General features: G+C 69.6%; 18 protein-coding genes. 3 read left to right on the forward strand and 15 right to left on the reverse strand.

Annotated features, from left to right (window positions below; genetic code table 11):
• Position 1: 1 nt before the first annotated feature.
• From AC3A6X_RS17355 to AC3A6X_RS17365, 3 genes are read right to left on the reverse strand one after another with little or no spacing between them, the layout of a single operon-like run.
• Complete coding sequence (locus tag AC3A6X_RS17355) at positions 2–1,006, reverse strand: lysylphosphatidylglycerol synthase domain-containing protein (protein ID WP_487843352.1); 1,005 nt, start codon at positions 1,004–1,006, stop codon at positions 2–4.
• Entirely contained in the window at positions 1,003–2,229 is a 1,227-nt protein-coding gene (gene clsB, locus AC3A6X_RS17360; protein WP_487843353.1) for a cardiolipin synthase ClsB, read from the reverse strand. Before clsB ends, AC3A6X_RS17355 begins: the two co-directional genes overlap by 4 nt.
• A gap of 21 nt (positions 2,230–2,250) precedes the next feature.
• On the reverse strand, positions 2,251–2,979 hold the full coding sequence (locus AC3A6X_RS17365) for an endonuclease/exonuclease/phosphatase family protein (RefSeq protein ID WP_487843692.1): 729 nt from the start codon (positions 2,977–2,979) through the stop codon (positions 2,251–2,253).
• Between the two features lie 257 nt (positions 2,980–3,236).
• Between AC3A6X_RS17365 and AC3A6X_RS17370 the strand changes: the two genes are divergently transcribed.
• Positions 3,237–3,668 carry a serine/threonine protein kinase gene (locus AC3A6X_RS17370; protein WP_487843354.1) on the forward strand — a complete coding sequence of 144 codons (432 nt, stop codon included), beginning with the start codon at positions 3,237–3,239 and terminating at the stop codon, positions 3,666–3,668.
• Between the two features lie 67 nt (positions 3,669–3,735).
• On the opposite strand, the gene AC3A6X_RS17375 is transcribed toward AC3A6X_RS17370, so the two are convergent.
• The 12 genes from AC3A6X_RS17375 to AC3A6X_RS17430 all read right to left on the reverse strand — a co-directional run bounded on the left by AC3A6X_RS17375 (position 3,736) and on the right by AC3A6X_RS17430 (position 16,600).
• Positions 3,736–4,290 (reverse strand): Spy/CpxP family protein refolding chaperone, encoded by a 555-nt coding sequence (locus AC3A6X_RS17375; RefSeq protein WP_487843355.1) that lies wholly within the window; start codon positions 4,288–4,290, stop codon positions 3,736–3,738.
• 135 nt (positions 4,291–4,425) lie between these two features.
• The gene (locus AC3A6X_RS17380) at positions 4,426–5,496 is read right to left on the reverse strand and encodes a flavodoxin family protein (RefSeq protein ID WP_487843356.1); all 1,071 of its coding nucleotides are present in this window, start codon (positions 5,494–5,496) and stop codon (positions 4,426–4,428) included.
• Positions 5,497–5,593: 97 nt separating this feature from the next.
• Positions 5,594–6,499 (reverse strand): pirin family protein, encoded by a 906-nt coding sequence (locus AC3A6X_RS17385; protein ID WP_487843357.1) that lies wholly within the window; start codon positions 6,497–6,499, stop codon positions 5,594–5,596.
• Between the two features lie 32 nt (positions 6,500–6,531).
• Positions 6,532–7,278 carry an aspartate/glutamate racemase family protein gene (locus tag AC3A6X_RS17390; RefSeq protein WP_487843358.1) on the reverse strand — a complete coding sequence of 249 codons (747 nt, stop codon included), beginning with the start codon at positions 7,276–7,278 and terminating at the stop codon, positions 6,532–6,534.
• 4 nt (positions 7,279–7,282) lie between these two features.
• Entirely contained in the window at positions 7,283–8,176 is an 894-nt protein-coding gene (locus AC3A6X_RS17395) for an ABC transporter permease (protein ID WP_487843359.1), read from the reverse strand.
• Position 8,177: 1 nt separating this feature from the next.
• Entirely contained in the window at positions 8,178–9,092 is a 915-nt protein-coding gene (locus tag AC3A6X_RS17400) for an ABC transporter permease (protein ID WP_487843360.1), read from the reverse strand.
• A 127-nt stretch (positions 9,093–9,219) separates the two neighbouring features.
• Positions 9,220–10,494, reverse strand: coding sequence for an ABC transporter substrate-binding protein (locus AC3A6X_RS17405; RefSeq protein ID WP_487843361.1), 1,275 nt, complete (start codon positions 10,492–10,494; stop codon positions 9,220–9,222).
• Between the two features lie 49 nt (positions 10,495–10,543).
• The gene (locus tag AC3A6X_RS17410; RefSeq protein WP_487843362.1) at positions 10,544–11,650 is read right to left on the reverse strand and encodes an ABC transporter ATP-binding protein; all 1,107 of its coding nucleotides are present in this window, start codon (positions 11,648–11,650) and stop codon (positions 10,544–10,546) included.
• A gap of 87 nt (positions 11,651–11,737) precedes the next feature.
• Entirely contained in the window at positions 11,738–13,012 is a 1,275-nt protein-coding gene (locus AC3A6X_RS17415; RefSeq protein WP_487843363.1) for a biosynthetic peptidoglycan transglycosylase, read from the reverse strand.
• 13 nt (positions 13,013–13,025) lie between these two features.
• Positions 13,026–13,607, reverse strand: coding sequence for a hypothetical protein (locus tag AC3A6X_RS17420; protein ID WP_487843364.1), 582 nt, complete (start codon positions 13,605–13,607; stop codon positions 13,026–13,028).
• Positions 13,585–14,514: an exosortase Q gene (gene xrtQ, locus AC3A6X_RS17425; protein WP_487843365.1), complete on the reverse strand. Its 930-nt coding sequence runs from the start codon at positions 14,512–14,514 to the stop codon at positions 13,585–13,587. The genes AC3A6X_RS17420 and xrtQ overlap by 23 nt, the downstream gene beginning before the upstream one ends.
• A gap of 13 nt (positions 14,515–14,527) precedes the next feature.
• A complete protein-coding gene (locus tag AC3A6X_RS17430) occupies positions 14,528–16,600 on the reverse strand; it encodes a VIT and vWA domain-containing protein (RefSeq protein WP_487843366.1) in 2,073 nt (690 codons plus the stop codon).
• 205 nt (positions 16,601–16,805) lie between these two features.
• Between AC3A6X_RS17430 and creD the strand changes: the two genes are divergently transcribed.
• Together creD and AC3A6X_RS17440 are read left to right on the forward strand one after the other, a co-directional pair.
• A complete protein-coding gene (gene creD, locus AC3A6X_RS17435) occupies positions 16,806–18,218 on the forward strand; it encodes a cell envelope integrity protein CreD (protein ID WP_487843367.1) in 1,413 nt (470 codons plus the stop codon).
• Positions 18,215–20,557 carry a penicillin-binding protein 1A gene (locus tag AC3A6X_RS17440; RefSeq protein ID WP_487843368.1) on the forward strand — a complete coding sequence of 781 codons (2,343 nt, stop codon included), beginning with the start codon at positions 18,215–18,217 and terminating at the stop codon, positions 20,555–20,557. Before creD ends, AC3A6X_RS17440 begins: the two co-directional genes overlap by 4 nt.
• Positions 20,558–20,564: the final 7 nt, after the last annotated feature.

Here is a 20,564-nt window from a genome sequence, read left to right on the forward strand (position 1 = left end):
GTCAGGGTCTGCGCTGTCGTGCCCGCCGCCGGCGGTGCCGCACACGCACCTCGGTGAAGAAATAGGCGGCGGACGCGATGCACAAGGGCAGCAGGTAGTAGATCGCCCGATAGGCCAGCAGTGCGCCCAGCAGGCGATCCGTCGCGATCTGGTGCGACAGCAGCGCGACGAACACCGCTTCCAGCACGCCCAGCCCGGCCGGCACGTGCGTAATCACGCCCGCCACCGCGGCCACCAGCAACACGGCGAGCACCTGCGGATAGGGCAGCTGCTGCTGTAGCAGAAGCCAGATCACGCCGCCGATCAGCGCCCAGTTGGTGCAGGACATCACGAGCTGCAGCAGCGCCATGCCGAGGGCCGGGGTCTGCAGCTCGTGCCCGCGCAATTCCCAGGTGTGCTCCCGCGCCACCGCGCAGAGGATGAGGTAGGCGAGCGCCAGCACGATCAGCGTGCCGCCGAGAATGCGCAGCCCGTCCTCCTCGATCTTCCACTCGGGCGGCAGCGCCATCGGCCAGAAGAAGAAGGCGAGGCCGGCCACCACCAGGTAGCCGAGCCAGTTGGTCAGCATGCTGAAGCCGAGCACGCGCGTGATCGTGAGGTTGTCCAGGCCGTGGCGCGAATAGAGCCTGTATCGGAAGGCGACGCCGCCGATCAGCGATCCGAGGTTGAGGTTGAAGGCATAGCTGATGAAGGTCACGCCCATGACCGTGCCGGTGCCCAGCCGGTGGCCCGTCATGTGGCGGCCGAGCAGGTCGTAGGTGCTGTAGATCGCGAAGCTGCAGGCGGCCACGAGCAGGGCGGCCAACAACGCCGGCAGCGGGATCTCGACCACGGCCTGCAGCACCTCGCCCCAGTCGATGGTGCGTGCCTGGCGCACCAGCAGCCAGGCCACGAGGCCGAAGAAGCTCCAGGTCGCGATGCGCTTGAGCCAGGGCCACCACGCGTGCCGCGCCATGCCGCGCACCGGCACGCCGTTGCGCAACACGGGGCGCGCATTGCCGCTCATGCGTTGTCCGTCCGCGTCGCGCCGCCATGCGGCCCCTGGCCAGCCAGCGGATGGAGTCGCGGCGCGTGGCGCGGCAGCCAGCCGGCCCAGGAGGGATACCAGCGCAGCAGGTGGAAGAGGAAAAAGCTGCGCACCAGCCGCCAGGCGCTCCACTCGCTGAGATCGGCCACGTCGATCTTCTTGCAGTGATGCCGCATCAGATGTTCCAGCCGCTCGCTGAGCTGTGCGGTGAAGGCGGCATCGCGCACGATCACGTTGGCCTCGAGATTGAGCGACAGGCTCAGGGGGTCGAGGTTGCTGGAGCCGACCGTGCTCCAGCGATCGTCCACCAGCGCGACCTTGCCGTGCAACGGGCGCTGACAGTACTCGTGGATGCGCACGCCGGCATGCAACAGGTGGTGGTAGAGCATGCTGGCGCCGACCTTGACGATGGGCATGTCCGGCTCGCCCTGCAGGATCAGGCTCACCTCCACGCCGCGCCGCGCCGCGCGCCGAAGCTCCTTGATGAGCCGGTAGCCCGGGAAGAAGTAGGCGTTGGCGATCACGATGCGCTGGCGCGCGCTACGGATGGCGGCGAGGTAATGGCGCTCGATGTCGTTGGTGTGGCGTCGGTTGTCGCGCGTGACGAACTGCGCCTCGGCATCGCCGGCCGCCGCGTTGGCCGTCGGCGGTGCCGCCGCGAGACGGCGCCGGAACCAGCCGGCGCCCTTGTTGCCCACGGCGATGGCGTGCAGCACGAAGCGGTGGATCTCCGAGACGATCGGGCCTTCGAGCTCGACGGCATAGTCCTGCTTGGCCTTGGGGCCGAAGTCCATCACGTGATCGGCGGAGAAGTTGATGCCGCCCACGAAGGCCAGCCGCCCGTCGATCACCGTGATCTTGCGGTGCATGCGGCGAAACAGGTTGAGGCGCTGGCCGAGGAACTGGCGGCCCGGGTCGAACACGCGCACGCGCACGCCGGCCGCGCCCAGGCTTTGGACGAAAGTGTCGGACAGGTCGGGCGAGCCGAAGCCGTCGATCATCAGGTCCACCTTCACGCCACGCTGCGCCGCCGCGCACATCGCCTCGTGCAGCGCGAGCCCGACCTTGTCCTCGAACAGGATGAAGGTCTCGACGATCACTTCGCGCTCGGCCGTGCGGATGGCCTCGAAGACGCGCGGAAAGAACTGCTCGCCGTTCTCGAGCAGTTCCACGCGGTTGCCGGTTGTCCAGCGCTGGGCCATGGCAGGAATCCTGTTTCTTCGTCAGAGCTCGATCTCCGCCACCAGCGGCGCATGGTCCGAGAGGTGCGACCAGGGCTTGCGCGGCAGCACGACCGGGGCGTGCACGCCTGCGTTGCGCACGTAGATGCGGTCCAGCGGCAGCAGCGGGAAGCGCGAGGGGAAGGTCTTCGCGGCGCTGCCGTTGGCATGCACGAACACCTCGCGCAGTGCGGCGCCCTCCTGGAGGATCTCGTGCGCGCGGCCGCGCCAGTCGTTGAAGTCGCCGGCCACGATCAGCGGCGCATCGGCCGGCACTTCGTCGCGCACGATGTGGCACAGGAGCTCGAGCTGCTGCAGCCGGTGGTTCTCGGCCAGGCCCAGGTGCGCGCAGATCGCATGCACGTCGACTGTGCGGCCCGGCAGCCGCAGCACGCAGTGCAGCAGCCCGCGCTTTTCAGGGCCGACGATCGACACGTCGTGGTTCTTGAAGTGGATGATCGGGAACTTCGACAGCACTGCGTTGCCATGATGGCCCCTCGGATAGACCGCGTTGCGGCCATAGGCAAACTGCGGCCACATGGTGTCGGCCAGGAACTCGTAGTGCGGCGCCTCCGGCCAGTTGTCGATCCTGCGCGAATGGCGCGAGTGGGTGCCCAGCACCTCCTGCAGGAACACCACGTCGGCGCCGACGGTGCGGACTGCTTCGCGCAGCTCCGGCAGGATGAACTTGCGATTGAGCGCGGTGAAGCCCTTGTGGGTGTTCACCGTCATGACCTTGAGCGAGGTGGGCGAGGCAACCGTACCTGCAGCGGGGGTGGAGGGCTTCACAAAGGCAGTTGTAAGGCGATGTGCTCGGCATCGCTGTAGGAGCTTGCCACCTTCTTCGCAGGCTTGCGGAAGGCAGCGGCCGGTTCCTACAGGCGGGCCTGCCCGATCCCCACATCGGGGGCGCCGGGGGCTTCCTACGGTGAACTCGGAGCTCGAGCAAGGGCTCACGTTTCCGTTTGAATCTTGAAGGGGACATCACCATGAAGAGAGCCTTGATTGCAAGTGCGGTGCTCACTGGCCTGATGAGCCTGGCGGGCGCCAGTTTCGGCCAGACCACCAGCGTCCCGGCACAGCCCGACCCGGCCAAGGGCGGGCAGGCCAGCACCAAGAGCGTGCCGGGCGGCGTGGCCAACGCCACCCAGCGGCCCGACGGCACCGACCCCGCTTCGCGCGAGGCCGTGAGGGACGAAGCGCGGGCCCACAACCGCAACAACGTCAACAACCCGGTGCCCAAGGGCGAGGCGACGACCACGGTGAACGGCCAGCCCAATGCGATGCCGCGGCCCACGGGCGAGATGTCGCGTGCCGAGGTGAGCGCGGATGCGCGCAAGGTGAAGCCGCGCTTCGGTGAAAGGGGTGAGCGGCCGGAAGTGCCGACCAACCCGACCGACAAGACCGGAACGCCGCAGTAAGCGTGCCGTGGTCGCGAAAAAAGCCCGCAGCGATTGCTGCGGGCTTTTTCATGGGCGTGTGCCGCGCTCAGCTCTTGGCGGGTTCGCGCTGGCCGTGATGCGGGTGGCCGGGGCCGCCGCGATGGCCGAAGTGCACGGTTTCCGCATCGAAGGTCTTCTGCTGCGCCGGCGACAGCGTCGCATAGAAGCTGCGCGTGGCCTCCACGCGCTGGGCGAAGCGTGCGCTGCGCTCGGCCTGGCGGGCCTGCATGTGCTCCAGGCGCTGCGGCGTCGTCAGCTTGGCGAACTCGGCGCGGTCCATGCGGGCCTGGCCGGCCGGGCGAGCCGGCCGCTGCTGCGCGGCGGTGAAGCTGTTCCATGCGCCTTCCTGGCTGGCTTCGAGCTTGAGCTTCTGCTTGAGCTCGGCCAGGCGTTGCGTGCGCTTGGCCTGCATGCGCTCCATGCGCTGGGCGCGGTCCATGTGCGGGCGCGCAGCGGGCTTGGCATCGGCCGGGGCGGCCTGCGCGATCGTGGCAGGTGCGGCCGTCGAGGACGGGGAGCCCTGGGCGAAGCCGGTGCTGCAGGCGAAGGCGGCCGAGGCGATCAGGCCGGCCATGAGCTTTTTCTGACGAGACGAGATCATGAGGGTGCTTCCTTTCGAAGAAGCCTGCCGATACGCCGGCAGGTCAGGCAAGTGTGGAAGCGCTCTGTGTCGCCGCCGTCGCGCATGCGTGAGGCGGGCGTAAAGAAAGATGTCAGGCCGTTTCGGCCCTGGCCTCTACTTGGGCCGCGGGCGCTCGAGGCCGGCGTCCGGCGGCGCGAGCCGGCCGGCGCGCAGCGCGCCCACCGCGCGGGCGACCGCGCGCGCGACGTTGCGCACTTCTTCCTGCAAGCCGGTGTCCTGGTCGAGGGCGTCGTGGCTGGTGGCGTAGGGGCCGTAGTAGCCGAGGTAGCGGTCCAGCCGCGCCTGGGCACCGGCGTCGAGCAGGCCCATCCAGTCCAGCCAGTCGCTGAGGTTGCGCCGCAGGCTCTCCACGCCGGCCACGTCGCCGTGCACCACCAGGCCGTAGGCGCGGCCCGCCAGGTGCTTGGGGTAGTCCCAGCCCTTGAGTTCGATGGCCTTGGCCTCGTCGGCCTTCTTGCCATGGGTGGAGGTGGGGTCGGGATTGCCGCCGTCGGCGCAGACCAGCCGGTCGGCCATCAGCTTGAGCGGACTGGTGGACTGGTACCAATGGGTCGGCGTGAAGATGATCACGCCGTGGGCCGCCACCCAGCGTTCGTAGATCTCGTTCATCCAGTCGCCGGTTTGCCGAAGCGCATGGTTGGGGTAGCAGCTGCAGGGCCAGTGGCACAGCGGCATCGCGGTGGAGACGCAGCCTTTGCAGGGATGGATGTGGCGGCCGTAGTCGGAGGTGAGCACGCTGAGGTCCAGCACGTCGCTGTCGATTTGCTGCGCCTCGAGCACCTCGCGCGCCAGCTGCAGCAGGCGGAAGGTCTTCGACATCTCGCCGGGGCAGGTGCCGTCGTTGCGCGGGGAGCCGTTGATGAGCAGCACACGCGACTTCGTTTCGGGCTTCGACCACGCGGCCTGCGCGCGCTCGATGCGCGCCTTCGCTTCCAGCCAGTCGACGGAAAGTTCGTACTCGGGATCGGCATAGCCCGGTCCCGCCTTGCGCGTCACGGGGGCTTTCCGGCCTTCCTGGTAAGCCTCCCAGGCGATGACCTCGATGCGCGCCAGCGCCTCCGACTCGGCTCGATAGGCCGGGTCGCTGTAACTCTGCATGAAGCGTTCGTGAAACTTGGTGCGTTCGATGGGTGGCGGCGCCTGGCCTTTTCGGACTTCGGTCATCGCCTCAATCTACACAGCGCGCGGCGCTTGGGCACCGCCGAGACAGGCGCAAGCTGCGGTAGGTGGGCGACTACAGCCTGCCTGGGCACCGTTCCGCTCAGCCGAGCTTGCCGTTCTGGAAGTCGTGCACGGCCTGCGTCACTTGCTCGCGCGTGTTCATGACGAAGGGACCGTACTGCGCGATCGGCTCGTGCAACGGCTTGCCCGCGATCAGCAGCGCCCGCGCCGGGCTGTGGTTGGAGGCCGGCGCGCGCAGCAGCACCCCGTCGCTGTCCGGATCGTTGTCGAGGATGGCCATGCGCTTGGTCGGGATCTCGCTGCTGCCGACGTAGAGCGATTCGCGGAACACGTAGAGCAGCGCATTGCGCCCCGGTGCCAGCGGCTGGGCGAACTCGGTGCCCGGCGGCAGCGTGAGGTCGAGGTAGAGCGGCTCGGTGTGCTCGCGCTGCACCGCGCCGGCAATGCCGTGGCTCTCGCCCGCGATCACGCGCACATGCACGCCGGCCGGCGTGACGAGCTCGGGGATCTCCTCGCTCTGGATGTCGCGATACCAGGGTTCGCGCATCTTGTCCTTGGCCGGCAGGTTGAGCCAGAGCTGGAAGCCTTCCATCAGCCCTTCCTCCTGCTCCGGCAGTTCGCTGTGCACCAGGCCGCGGCCAGCGGTCATCCACTGCACGCCGCCGTTGGCCAACAGGCCCTCGTGGCCGGCGCTGTCGCGATGGCGCATGCGGCCGGCGATCATGTAGGTGACGGTCTCGAAGCCGCGGTGCGGATGACTGGGAAAGCCGCCGATGTAGTCGCCGGGGTTGTCGCTGCCGAAGGCGTCGAGCATCAGGTAGGGATCGAGCCGCTGTTGCAGCGGCTGGTGCAGCACGCGCGTGAGCTTGACGCCATCGCCGTCGCTGGTGGAGACGCCGGCGACGATCTGGTCGATGCCGCGCGGCCGGGCCAGCGCCACGGGCTCGACATGGTGAGGGGGACGGGTTGTGTTCGACGTGCTCATGCAAGGCATGGTGGCACGGACCGATGTCCGCGCTACGGGTGGGGATGCCGCCCGGCCAGCGCCTCGAGCTCCCAGGACACGCCCTGCCAGGCCGCGTCGATGCCGGCGGCCCGGGGAGCGGCCACCGTGCGCCCGGCCTCGATGGCCCAGCGCGCGCCGGCGCTCACGCTGTCGATCAGCGGCACCGGAAGGCGGGGCGCGATGGCGGCGGCCAGGCCGGCCAGCCCGGCGCCGCCCAGGATCACGGCCTGGGCCTCGAAGCGGGCGGCGGCCTCCAGGCAGGCTTCGGTCAGCAATGCCTGGGCGCCGGCCGGGTCGGCCGCAAGCTCGGCGCCGCTTGGCGCCACCGTGTGGATGCCGGCCAGCGAGGACGCGTGGCCGAGCGCCAGGGCCAGGCGTTCGAGCATCGGCCGCCAGCGCTCGCCGCCGGTCACCACCGCGAAGCGCCCGTGCCGGGCCGCGACGGCGAAGGCGGCTTCCGCCAGGCCGCCTACCGGCACACCGCAGGCCTCGCGCAGGGCGAACAGGCCCGGGTCGCCGAAGCAGCCGATGAGCACCGCGTCGGCCCGCTCCCCGCGCGCCACCGCCGCAGCCCAGGCATCGAGCACCGCATGCTGGGCCACCGCGTAGCTGGCCTCGCTGGCGATGTAGGGCGCGCCGAAGCGGGCGGTGACGGTGTGCACCTTCAGGGCCGGACTCACATCGCCCTGCACATGGCGCTGCAGCAGCGCGCTCACCACTGCCGAGGTGTTGGGGTTGATGATCAGCAGGCGGCCCACGTCATCAGCGCCGTTGCCGCGTGGCGCGCCGCCGCAGCCAGGCTGCGCTGCCGAGTGCGAGCGCCATCACCGCGAAGGAAACGATGGTGGTGACCGTGCCCAGCGCGTAGATGGCGGGCGTGGTCACGGTCGAGGTCAGGCCCTGCAGCTCCAGCGGCAGGGTGTTGACGTCGCCGATGGCCTGCGAGGTGCGCGCGATCTCGTCCCAGCTGAGCGTGAATCCGAACATGCCGATGCCGACGATCGAAGGCCCGATCAGCGGCAGCACCACGTGGCGGAAGCTCTGCCATGGCGTGGCGCCGAGGTCGCGCGCGGCCTCTTCGTAGGCCGGGTTGAAGCGGTTGAAGACCGCGAACATGATGAGCAGGCCGAAGGGCAGCGTCCATGTGAGATGGGCTCCCAGCGCGGAGCTCAGCAGACCCAGCGCGGTGCCGTAGTTTTCGAGCGTGTTGCTGGCATCCAGTGCCGCCAATGCGCCCTTGATGCCGCTGTCGAGCAGCCGGAACTGCAGGCCGATGCCCAGCGACACGATGATCGACGGCATGATCAGGCTCGCCACCGTGACGAAGAAGAGCGCGTTGCCGCCCGCGAGCTTCTTGCGGAAGGCCAGCCCCGCCAACACCGAGAGAGCGACGGTGAAGAGCATGACCACCGTGCCCAGCATCAGCGAGCGCCGGAAGGCCGCGCCGATGTCCACCGTGCCCAGGCCTTCGGCGAGCTTGTGGAACCAGTGCAGCGAGACGCCGCGCAGCGGAAAGGTGAGGCCGCCCTCCGGCCCCTGGAAGCTCAGCACGAAGATGGTGATCATCGGCCCGTAGAGAAAGAGCACGAAGAGCGCGAACACGATCGCGAGCGGCCAGAAGCCGCGGCTGCGCTGTTCGCCGATCCGTGTGCTCACCTCAGAGCTCCTTGCGGATGTCGACGAGCCGCGTGAGCCCCCAGATGATCATCAGCACCACGGCCAGCAGAATCATCGCGTTGGCCGCCGCCAGCGGGAACTGCAGGTAGGAGGTCTGGACCTGGATGATCTTGCCAACCGAGGCGATCTGCTGGCCGCCCATCACGCCGATGGTGACGAAGTCGCCCATCACGATCGTGATGACGAAGATCGAGCCGATGAGGATGCCGGTGCGCGAGAGCGGCACGATCACGTTCCACAGCGTCTGCCAGCCGGAGGCGCCGGCGTCGCTGGCGGCCTCGAGCAGAGCGCGGTCGATGCGCATCATCGAGTTGAAGATCGGCACGATCATGAACATCGTGTAGAGGTGCACGAAGGCCAGCACCACCGAGAAGTCGGAGAACAGCAGCCACTCCACCGGCGTGTCGACCAGGCCCAGGCCCATCAGCCCCTGGTTCACCAGGCCGTTGCGGCCCAGGAGCGGCACCCACGAGATCATGCGGATCACGTTCGAGGTCCAGAAGGGCACGGTGCACAGCACGAAGAGCAAGGTCTGCATGCCCGGAGAGCGCACGTGGAAGGCCAGGAAGTAGGCGACCGAGAAGCCGATCAGCAGGGTGATCGCCCAGACCAGCAGGCAGAACTTGAGCGTACTGAGGTAGGTGGACAACGTGACGCAGAAGTCGCCGTTGTCGGTGAGCTGCGAGCAGCCCTCGAAGATGCCGGCGTAGTTGCGCAGCGTGAGGGCCGGGATCAGCTCGTACTCGTTGAAGTTCCAGAGGCTGACCATGGCGATCAGCGTCAAGGGGATCAGGAAGAAGAGCAGGAAGACCGCCGCGAAGGGGGCGGCCTGCCACCAGGGCTTGATGGCGTGCACGGGCATGGTGGCGGTGTGCGCGCTGGTGGGAGAACTCATGATCTGACGAGAGGCGGCTCTTTCGGGGAACACCGCGGAACCGGCTTTGCCGGGCCGCTGGTGTTGCCCCCGGTCGGGGGTGGGAGTCGCGACACGAAGTGCGCAGCGACCTGGGGGCGAGCCAAAGTCACGCTGCGACGAACTCGTTCCACTTGCGCACCATGTACTCGTTCTCGTCCATCACGGCGTTCCAGCAGGCGATGCCGCCCATGCGCTGCTCGTAGCTGCCGCCGTCGCGCACCGCACCGGTCTTGGCCAGCAGATCGCCGTTCGGGCTCTTGATGTCCTGTGTCGCCGCCTTGCCCTCCATCCAGTAGGCCCACTCGTAGGCCTCCATCTTGGCCTTGGCCGTCTCCAGCACCGCGCTGTAGTAGCCCTGCCGATTGAGGTACGCACCGGCCCAGCCGTCGAGGAACCAGTTGATGAACTCGTAGGCGCCGTCGAGCTTGCGGCCCGAGAGCGTGGCCGGCAGCCCGAAGCCCGCGGCCCAGGCGCGGTAGCCTTCCTTCAGCGGCTGGAAGTTGCACGCGATGCCCTTGGTGCGCACGGCCGTCACGGCCGGCGACCACATCGACTGGATCACCACCTCGCCGGAGGCCATCAGGTTGACCGACTCGTTGAAGTCCTTCCACAGCGCGCGGAACTGGCCGGCCTTCTTGGCCTCGATCAGGGTCTTGATCGTGAGGTCGATCTCGGCCTTGCTCATGTTGCCCTTGTCGGCGTACTTGTGGATGCCCTTGGCCTCCACCACCATCGCCGCGTCCATGATGCCGATGGAGGGGATGTTGAGGATCGCGGCCTTGCCCTTGAACTCGGGATTGAGCAACTCGGCCCAGGTGTCGATCGGCCGCTTGATCAGGTCGGGCCGGATGCCCAGCGTGTCGGCGTTGTAGACGGTCGGGATCAGCGACATGAACTGGGTCGGCGACTTGGCGAACACCTTGCTCTTCTCGCCCTCGAGGAAGATCACCTTCTTCGGCGCCGTGCCCTGGTCGCCCACCTTCTTGCCGGCCACCTCGCCCTTGGTGAAGAGCGAAGTGATCTTGTCGGCGTTCTTGATCTTCTTGGTGTCGATGCCCTTGAGGTTGCCCGTGGGGACGATCTTCTTCAGCGAGAAGTACTCGGTGTCGATCAGGTCGAAGCTGTTGGGCGCGGTCACGGCGCGCTTGGTGACGTCGTCAGTGGTGACGGCCACGTACTGGATCTCGATGCCGGTGTCGGCCTTGAACTTCTCGGCGATCGCCTTGTCCTGGTTGACCGCGGTGCCGAGGTAGCGCAGCACGATCTTCTCCTGCGCGTGGATGGCGGGGAACACGCCGGCGGCGAGGATGCCGGCGGTGCCTTGCAGCAGCGCGCGGCGCTGCACGCCTTTGCCGGTGGTCGAGTCGATGGGTTCGGACATGGTTGGGCTCCTGATGGCGCGATAAAGAACTGGGTAAAGGGGGGCGGAATCAGGCCGCCATCGCCGCGAGCGCGGACAAGGGCGCGGGCCGCGACACCGGCCCGGCGGGCGGCTCGCCTTCGGGACGGACGGCGCCGGGGCCCAGCGGACGCGCATCGGCCGGCGACCACGACAGGCGCGCGGCGTCGCCGACCGCATAGGGATGCATCCCGAAGGCCTTCTCCGGCAGCAGCACCGAGACGCCGCTGCGCTCGGGCGCGGCGCCTTCGAGCTGCAGGCCGATCAGCACGTAGGTGCCCTGGTATTCGACATCGGTGATCCGGGCCGCGAGGCCGGGCTCGGCGGTGGCGGCAGGCGCGATCTGCATGTGGTCGTTGCGCACCGCGATCAGCCCTGCAGGCGTCTCCAACACGTTGTGCCCGCCCATGAAGCGGGCGACGAACTCGCTGGCCGGATGGTTGTAGACCTGGTGCGGCGTGCCCACCTGCTCGATCAGCCCGTGGTTCATGACCACCATGGTGTCGGCCAGCGCCATTGCTTCCTCCTGCGAGTGCGTGACGTGGATGAAGGTCAGGCCCAGCTCCTTCTGCCAGCGCCGCAGCTCGGCGCGCATCTGGATGCGCAGGAAGGGGTCGAGCGCGGACAGCGGCTCGTCGAGCAGCAGCACGCGCGGTTGCGTGATGAGCGCGCGCGCCAGCGCCACGCGCTGCTGCTGCCCGCCCGAAAGCTCGCCCGGCTTGCGCTGCGCCAGGTGCCCCATGGCGACGCGTTCCAGCAGCTGGCCCGCGCGCCGGTGCCGCTCGACCTTCGAGACGCCCTTCATCTTGAGGCTGAAGGCCACGTTGTCGAGCGCCGAGAGGTGCGGGAAGAGGGCGAAGCTCTGAAACATCATGGCCGTGCCGCGGGCCGCGGCCGGCAGGTGAGTGATGTTGCGGTTGTCCAGCAGGATGTCGCCGCCCGACGCCGTTTCATGCCCCGCCACCATGCGCAGCGTGGTGCTCTTGCCGCAGCCCGAGGGCCCGAGCAGACAGCAGTAGCTGCCGCTGGCGATGCGCAGGTCGATCTGGTCGACCGCGGGCGGCGCGCCGGCGGCGTAGCGCTTGCTGAGCGCCACGATTTCGACAGCTGCGGGCGGGAGGGCGGGGACAGCATCCATCGATAGCGTCTTCGCAAGATGGATGCCAGCGACTGCCCAGCTTGGGGCGGCCTGCCGTGCGCCGACTTGGTGCGGGCGGTGCCCGCTTCAGGGCGGTGGTGCGAAGCGCGACGAGGCGAGGTTCCTGAGCAGCGACTCGCGCTGGCCGCGGGTGAGGCCGCGCAGGCCCTCGGCCACCCACTTGGCGCGCTCGCCGTCGATGCGGCCGTCGCGCTGCCACTTCTCGAGCGCGACGCCCGGGTTGTTCAGCATCGCGGCCAGCCAGACGGCCTGGGCCGAGTCCAGGTTGCGGGCGCTTTTCTTGAAGTAACGGCGTGCCGCGGCCTCGGCGCCGCACAGGCCCTCGCCCCAGGGGGCGTTGTCGAGGTAGAGCTGCAGGATGCGGGGCTTGCCCAGGGTTTCTTCCATCTCCACCGCGTAGAGCAGCTCGCGCAGCTTGCGCTCGGCGCTGCGCTCGCTGCCGGTCACGACCAGCCGCGCCAGCTGCTGGCTGAGGGTGCTGCCGCCGCGCGCGACCTGGCCGGCCTTCTGGTTGGCGTCGAGCGCGGCCGTGAGCTCGGCCAGGTCGTAGCCGGGGTGGCTGAAGAAGCGCTGGTCTTCGGCCGCGATCACCGCGCGGGCCAGCCAGCTGTCGGCCGCCAGCCGGCTCGGCGGGCCGCAACTGGTGCGGGCGTTGAGCAGCGCCTCGGTGCCAAGGCCCTCGACTGCGAACTGCTCGATGCGCGGGTGCAGCGCGAGGTGGTTTGCCGGCAGGTCGAGCTGGGCGCGCAGGGCCAGGGTGCCGCTGATCTTGGCCCGCTGCAGCTCGGGCAGGGCGGGCGCCAGCACGCTGTACCAGCGGGCGATCGGCGCGTCGGGCGCATCGATGTGGAGCTGCAGGGTCTTCTGCGTGAGCCGGCCGTCCCAGCGTGCGCGCAGCACGTTGTCGCCCGCCACGCTGGAGACGGTGGTCGCGGCCGGCGTGGCTTCGAGCACGCCGTTGAGCGAGCCCGCGTCGCGGCGCGCAGTGAAGCGCAGGTTGTCGAGCCGGATCGGGGTGGTGCCCAGCGCCGGCACGGAGGCGCTGCAGGGGGCGCAGTCCAGCTCGAGGGTGGTGGTGGCCTCGTTCCAGCCGACGTGCACCGGGCCGTGCTCGGTCTGGAAGCTGCGGCCGGCCAGCCAGGGCGCGAACCAGGAGGAGGTGGCGAGCCGGATCGCGGTGGGGACGCCGACATCGAGCGTGAAGGGCCCCGCCTTGACGCGGGTCGGCCACTCGCCGGGACTGGGCGCCAGCGCCAGCTTCACGACCAGGTAGACGGCGACCGCGGCGGTCAGCACCAGGGCCAGCAGGCCGAAAAGCAGGAAGAGCAGCGCTTTCTTCAAAAAAATCTCTCAATCACTCGAACGCGATCGGCCTTGCCAGGGTGACAGCCTGCCAGGGCCCCTTGGACCGGCCACCGGCCGCCGCCCAGTACCAGGCTGAAGTGTCGGTGAAAGCCGTGCCCTCGGCATCGACGATGCGCTCGCAGACCCGCAACTTTTGCCCACCGGGGCCGTCGGTGACGAAACAACGCCACAGTCGGTCCTGCGGATCGCGTTCGAGCCGGGTCTCGCCGATGCGAAAACCCAGCGCGCGGTAGCAGTCGGCGGCCGGGTGGAGCATGCGGGTCGGTGCGTTCACCTGGCGCATCACCAGGGTCTGGCGGCCGTCGGTCAGGCGGGCGATGGCGCCGGGGAAGCGCTCGGCAAAGCGCTGCTCGACCGCGCCCAGCGCCATCGGCCGCAGCGGGGCGCCGTCCCAGTGGCTGGGCCACTCGTGGAAGCTGGCGACCGGGGCCGGTGGCGGCGACGGGCGCAGGGCCGATGCGGCCGACCACAGCAGGCACAGCGTGATCACCAGCGCGAAGCCGGCCTTGTGCGCGATGCGGTTGAGGAAGCGGTTGCCGAAGCAGCGTTCAAGAAAGAGCGGTATCGACACGGCGGGCTCCGGGGGTGGTGATCAGGCCGGGAACGGCGGTGGGGGTGAAAGACGCCCGGCGCGCCGGCGCCATCAGCTGCGCGATGACGCCGCAGACCAGCGCCAGCACGGCCAGGCCCACCGCCTCGTGCAGCCAGGGCGCGAACGCATGGCCCGCGCCCTCGAAGCCCACCAACACGCTGTTGCGCAGGATGTTGCCGCCCAGCACCAGCAGGCCCACGGCCGGCAGCCGGGCCAGGAAGCGCCGGTCCCCGTGCCGGGCCCAGAGCGCGACCGCACAGGCCGTGAAGTAGCCGAGCCAGGCCATCTGCACGCCGGAGCAGGGCGCGTCGACGATGACCAGCCGGCCATCGACCAGCAGGCTGCTGCCCTCGCGCAGCACCGAGAAGCCCGGCGCCAGCAGCCAGCGGCTGGCCTCGGCCGTGATCACGCGCAGCGGGTAGCCGGCATAGAACTGCAGCGAGGACAAGAGCGGCAGCGCCAGCACCGCCAGGCCCAGCACCGGCAGCCTGGCCACCTGGCGCGGCAGGAAGGCCAGCAGGCCGGCAGCCAGCGCGAGCACCGCGACCAAGCCGGCCGCGAGCGGCGGCAGCGCCGGCACGGGGCCGATGCCGGTGCGCAGCAAGGTGGCCGCCAGCGTGCCGCCGGCGGCGAGGGCCAGCCAGCCGAGGCGCGGCGCGGCGCGCAGCGACCGGCGCTTCGACCACGCGAAGAGAGCCAGCGCGCCGAGGGCCAGCAGGCCGAGCGGATCGTCGGCGCCATCCTGCAGCCGGCGCGCCATCCACAGCCAGGTCGGCGCCAGCGCGGCGGCCTGCAGCGCCAGCCAGGCGGCGGCGGGCGCGCGGTCGAGGCGGATGCCCCAGTCGAACACACGGGGGTGATTGCGGGCGAGTTGATCGAGGGTCATGCGCGCGTCCTCGTCATGCGGTGAAGCGGCGCGGATCGTGGCGGCGCGCGCGGCGGCGCAGCATGGCCAGCATCGACAGCAGCACGGCGATGGCGCCCCAGGTCTCGGGTTCCGGCGTGCTCGGCACCTCGGCGCCCAGCGTCTGTCCCTGGCCCAGCGCCAGCTCGCTCACGCCCTTGGGCAGCGGCTGCGGCTGGTCCACCGGGGTGCTGGCCTGCGGCGCGGGATTGCGCACCACCTTGTCGACCGCGATGAAGCTGGTGTACTGCGTGAGCAGGCTGTAGCGCAGCCCCAGCTCGGTGATGCGCTGCTTGAAGGCATCGCCGCCCTCCAGCGCTTCCTGGTCGCTCAGGCTGGCGATGCGGTGCCGCGCCCACAGGCTGCGCAGCGCGGCGGCGTCCTGGCGCGTCTTCGCGTCGATCACGAGTTCCTGGCGGTACGGGCCTTCCGCGCCCTGGCCCTGGATCACGACCCGGCCCTTGGGCTCGCCGCGCCACTTGCCGAACACGATCACCGGGCGCTCGCCCAGCACGTCGGGCAAGGCCTGCGGCTCCACGTCGTAGACATCGAGGCCGCCGAAGGTGGCTTTCACGTGGGTGAGCACCGGCGACTCGACCATGCGCTTGAAGCGTGCCGCTTGCTCGGGCGCCTGCAGCGGGTCGGTGATGATGAAGGGCTCGCCCATGCCGGCGCGCGCCAGGCCTTCCATCAGGTGCCGGTTGACCGAGCTGCCGATGCCGAAGGCGAAGACGTTGGCCTTCGACAGGTTCCGGCGCACCAGCTCGAAGGCCTCGCGCTCCACCGTCACGTAGCCGTCGGTCACGACCACCACGGTGCGCGACACCTCCTCGGCCTTGGGCTCCGCATAGACGCGCTTGAGCGCCGGGATGAGCTCGGTGCTGCCGCCGCCGCTGTAGTTCTTGATGGTGGACAGGGCCTGCTCGATGTTGGCGCGGGTCGCGGGCACCGACTGCGGCGACAGCATCTTGCTGCTGCCCGAGAACAGCAGCACGTTGAAGGTGTCGCTGGGCCGCAGGCCGCCGATCAGCCGCTCCAGCAGCACCTTGGCCGTGTCCAGCGGGAAGCCGTGCATCGAGCCCGAGATGTCGACCACGAAGATGTAGTCGCGCGGCGAGATGGCGTTGGCGGCCACGGACTTGGGCGGCTCGACCATGGCGAGGAAGAAGTTCTCGGCGTTCTCTCCTTGGCCCTTGTAGAGCATCAGGCCCGACTCGATCTTCTCGCCGGCCAGGCGCCAGTCGAGCACGAAGTCGCGGTGGTTGGCGGGCTCGCCCGTGCGGGCCAGCGTGATGTCGGCATGCTGGTCGTTGTCGCGCTTGCCGACGTCGATGGCATGGGTGGCGGAGCGCACCTCCTTGATGCCCAGCGGCGTGTCGAGCGCGACCTTCATTTTGAAGCTCGTGTTCGGCGCGACGCCCGCGCGCAGCGTGGGCTGTGCCACCCACTTCGCATTGCCCTGAGAAGACTGCGGACTGTTGTACCGCGGCCCGACCACCGTCGGGAACACGAACTGGTAGTTGCCGGCCTGCGGCACCAGCAGCTCGGTGTAGCGCAGCTCCACCTTGACCTCGTCGCCCGGCAGGATGTTGGCGACATTCATCTGGAACACGTTGGGCAGGTGCTGCTCCAGCAGCGCGGCGGTCTTGCCTTCCTTCTTCGCTGCGTCGTAGTCGATGCGGGCCTGCTGCTTCTCGCGGATCTGCGCGGTGATCAGGCGGTCGGCCAGTCGCACGTTGAGGCCGCCGACGGCCGCGCGCGTCGAGCCCGGGAACACGTACTTCGCCTCGATGGCGCGCGTGCCTTCATTGCGATAGGTCTGGGTGACGGTGACGTCGGCGATCACGCCCGAGACCTTGACGTCGACCTCGGTGGCCTTGAGCGGCAGCGCGTCGACCGCAGGGTCGTCGCTCTTGACGAAGAAGTACGGGCTCTCGGTCTTCAGGCGCGGGCCCTGCGCCTCCTGTGCATGCAGGGGCCGCGCGACGAGCAGCGCGAAGCCGGCGCTCGCGAGGCCGATGGTCGCGAGCCAGAGCCAGCGGCCGGGGCGTGTGGTGATGGCTTCCATGGCGATGGTCCTTTTCCCTCGATGGATTCGTGCAACGGTGCACGGGAGCCACTGTCGAGAGCGCAGGCGAAGGGAGTTGGAAGCCTTCTTGAAGCGCGCGGGGCTGTGTGAAGTCCGTGTGAAGTCCCGCGCCGCGCGCACTTCACATGCGCTTCGGGCGGCGCGGCCAGCATCGGGCCCATCGTCATCGATGAGGAAAACTTCCATGCTTGCCCGCCTTCGACATTCCGTGCTCATCAAGGTCCTGGGCCTGCTGGTCCTGACCGTGCTGCTGTGCATTCCGCTGGCCCAGATCGAGGAGCTGACCCGCGAGCGCGGCAACAGCCAGCGCGAAGCGGCCGCGGAACTGGCCGCCACCTACACCGGGGCGCAGACGCTGGCCGGCCCTTTCATCGTGCAGCCCTACGTGGAGCGCTGGATGGAGCCGCAGCGCGATGCGCAGGGCCGCGTCGTGGGCCAGGAGGCGCGCAGCAAGGAGATGACGCACCTGGTCTTTCCGGACAAACTGCACCTCGAGGGCAGCCTGGCGCCGCAGGAGCGCTACCGCGGCATCTTCCGCATTCCGTTCTACACGCTCGATGCGGCGCTGGAGGGCGGCTTCGCGGCCTTCGATGCGACCGCGCTGCCGCACAGCGAAAAGGAATCCACGATCGAGCTCAAGCCGCCCTACGTGGCCCTGCACCTGAGCGACCTGCGCGGCCTCGACGGCTCGCCCGCATTGCAGTTGGCGAGCGAGACGCTGCGCTTTCAGCAGCGCCTGCCGGGCGTGGCGGAGGATGCGGGGCTGGCGGGCGGCATCCACGCGCCGCTGGCCGGGGCCGCGCTGGCGGCCTGGCAGGCGCGCCGGCCGCTGCCCTTTCATCTGAAGCTCGGCGTGGTCGGGCAGGAGCGCTTCGCGATGGTGCCGATCGCCGAGGAGACCACGGCGCACCTGGTCTCGCCGTGGGCCCACCCGAGCTTCGGCGGGCGTTTCCTCGCCTCCGAGCGCAGCGTGACGGCGCAAGGCTTCGACGCGCGCTGGCGCGTGTCCTCGCTGGTGACGACCGCGCGCGAGCAGGTGCGCGAAGGCCTGCGGGGCGGACGCGACGGCCGGCCGGCCGGTGCGGGCGCGGCGATGCAGAGTTTCGACGTCTCGCTGGCGCAGCCGCTCAACGTCTATGCGATGTCCACCCGCGCCGCCAAATACGGCCTGCTCTTCATCGGCCTGGTGCTGATGGCCGCCTTCATGTTCGAGCTGTTCCGGCGGCTGCCGCTGCACCCGGTGCAGTACGGGCTGGTGGGCTTGTCGATCGCGGTCTTCTTCCTGCTGCTGCTCGCCCTGTCCGAGAAAGTGGCCTTCTGGCTGGCCTATGCCTGCGCCGCGGGTGCCAGCGTGCTGCTGCTGGCGGTCTACTTCAGTGCGGTGCTGCGCGGCTGGCGGCGGGGCCTTTCCTTCGCGGCCTACGTGGCGCTGCTCTATGGCGCGCTCTACGGGCTGCTGGCCTCGGAAAGCAATGCGCTGCTGCTGGGCGCGCTGCTGGTCTTCGGCATGCTCGCGGCGCTGATGCTGGCGACGCGCAAGGTCGACTGGTACGCCTTGTCGATGGGCCATGCGCCCGTTGCAGGAGCGCAGCCATGAAGGCCGGCGTCAAGCGCGCGCTGCTGTGGAGCGGCGCTGCGATGGCGGGTGGCGGGGTTGCGCTGGCCTGCGCCGCGGGGATCGTGGTCGCGGTGCTCTCGCCCCAGTTGCCGGATGTCTCGGAGCTCTCCGACTACCGGCCCAAGCTGCCGCTGCGCGTCTACACCGCGGACGGCGCGCTGATCGGCGAGTTCGGCGAGGAGCGGCGCGAGCTGGTGCCCATCGCCGAGATGCCGAAGGCGCTGAAGGACGCGGTAGTGGCGGTGGAGGACGCACGCTTTTACCAACACCCGGGCATCGATCCCAAGGGCCTGCTGCGCGCGGTGCTGGCCAACCTGCGCCATGGCGTGCACCAGGGCGCCTCCACCATCACGCAGCAGGTGGCGCGCAACGTCTACCTGAGCGCCGAGCGGACGTTGACGCGCAAGACGCTGGAGGCGCTGCTCGCCTTCCGGCTCGAGCAGCACCTGAGCAAGGACCAGATCCTCGAGATCTACCTGAACCAGATCTTCCTCGGCCATCGCGCCTACGGCTTCGCGGCAGCGTCGGAGCGCTACTTCGGCAAACCCTTGAAGGACATCACGCTGGCCGAGGCCGCCATGCTGGCCGGCCTGCCCAAGGCGCCCGGCACCAACGACCCGGTGAGCAATCCGCGCCGCGCGCGCGCCCGCCAGCTCTACGTGCTGGACCGCATGGTGGAGACCGGCGCCATCAGCGCGGCCCAGGCGGCGCAGGCCAAGCAGGAGCCGCTGCGCCTGCGCGACCCGTCCGAGCCGAAGCGCCTGCATGCCGAGCATGTGGCCGAGGCCGTGCGCCAGCTCATGTATGCGCAGTACGGCGCGAGCACCTACACGCGCGGCTTCAAGGTCAGCACCTCGCTGGTGGCGACCGAGCAGACAGCGGCGTACGAAGCCCTGCGCAAGGGCATCCTGGACTACGAGCGGCGGCAGTCCTGGCGCGGGCCCGAGCGCTTCGCCGACCTGCCTGCCGATGCGGCCGGGCTCGACGACGCGGTCGACGAAGCGCTGGCCGAGCATCCCGACAGCGGCGACGTGCTGGCCGCCGTGGTGCTGCAGGCCGATGCGAAGGAGGTGGTGGCCGTGCGCGCCAACGGCGACAGCTTGCGGGTCAGCGGCGAGGGCTTGCGCCTGGCCCAGGCCGGCCTGTCGCCGCGGGCGGCGCCGAACCTGCGCGTGCGGCGCGGTGCGGTGGTTTACGTGACGAAGACGCCCAAGGGAACGTGGGAGATCACGCAGCTGCCGGAGGTCGAAGGTGCCTTCGTGTCGCTCGACCCGCGCGACGGCGCGATCCGGGCACTGGTGGGCGGCTTCGACTTCGGCAGGAACAAGTTCAACCACGTGACGCAGGCCTGGCGCCAGCCGGGCTCGAGCTTCAAGCCCTTCATCTACTCGGCGGCGCTCGAGAAGGGCTTTACGCCGGCCACGCTGGTCGACGACGCGCCGCTCTTCTTCGACGCCGCCACCACGGGCGGCCCGCCCTGGGAGCCGCGGAACTACGACGGCCGCTTCGAAGGCCCGATGACCTTGCGCCGCGCGCTGGAGCAGTCGAAGAACATGGTCACGATCCGCGTGCTGCAGTCGATCGGGCCGCGCTACGCGCAGGACTGGATCGGCCGCTTCGGCTTCGAGCGCGCGAAGCACCCGGCCTACCTGCCGATGGCGCTGGGGGCAGGATCGGTCACGCCGATGGAGATGGTGGCCGCCTATGCCGTCTTCGCCAACGGCGGCTATCGCGTGAGCCCCGCGCTGGTGACGCGCATCACCGACCACAAGGGCCAGGTGCTGGTCGAGACGCCGCCGGCGGTGCGCGACGAAACGACGCGCGCCATCCCCGAGCGCAACGCCTTCGTCGTGAGCTCGATGCTGCAGAGCGTGGTGCGCAACGGCACCGGCGCCAAGGCCTGGCAGCAGCTGAAGCGCGAGGACCTGCACGGCAAGACCGGCACCACCAATGACTCGATCGACACCTGGTTCGCGGGCTTCGCTTCGACGCGCGTGGGCGTGGCCTGGATCGGCTACGACACGCCGCGCCAGCTCGGCGTGCGCGGCGAGACCGGCGGCAGCCTGAGCCTGCCGATCTGGACCGGCTACATGCAGGCGGCGCTGCAGGGCGTGCCTGTTGCGCCGGTGCCGGTGCCGGCGGGCGTGGTGCAGGCGGAGGGCGAGTGGTACTACGACGACTATGCGCCCGGCCGCGGCATCGCGAGCCTGGGCGTGGAGGCGAATGCGGTGGCGCCGGCCGAAACGCTGGCCGGCGTGCCTGTAGCCGCAGTGCCGGTGCCGGAGGAACGCAGCAGCATCCTCGACCTGTTCCGCTGAGGCGCGG

Source organism: Variovorax sp. Soil_C_12 (assembly GCF_057657375.1).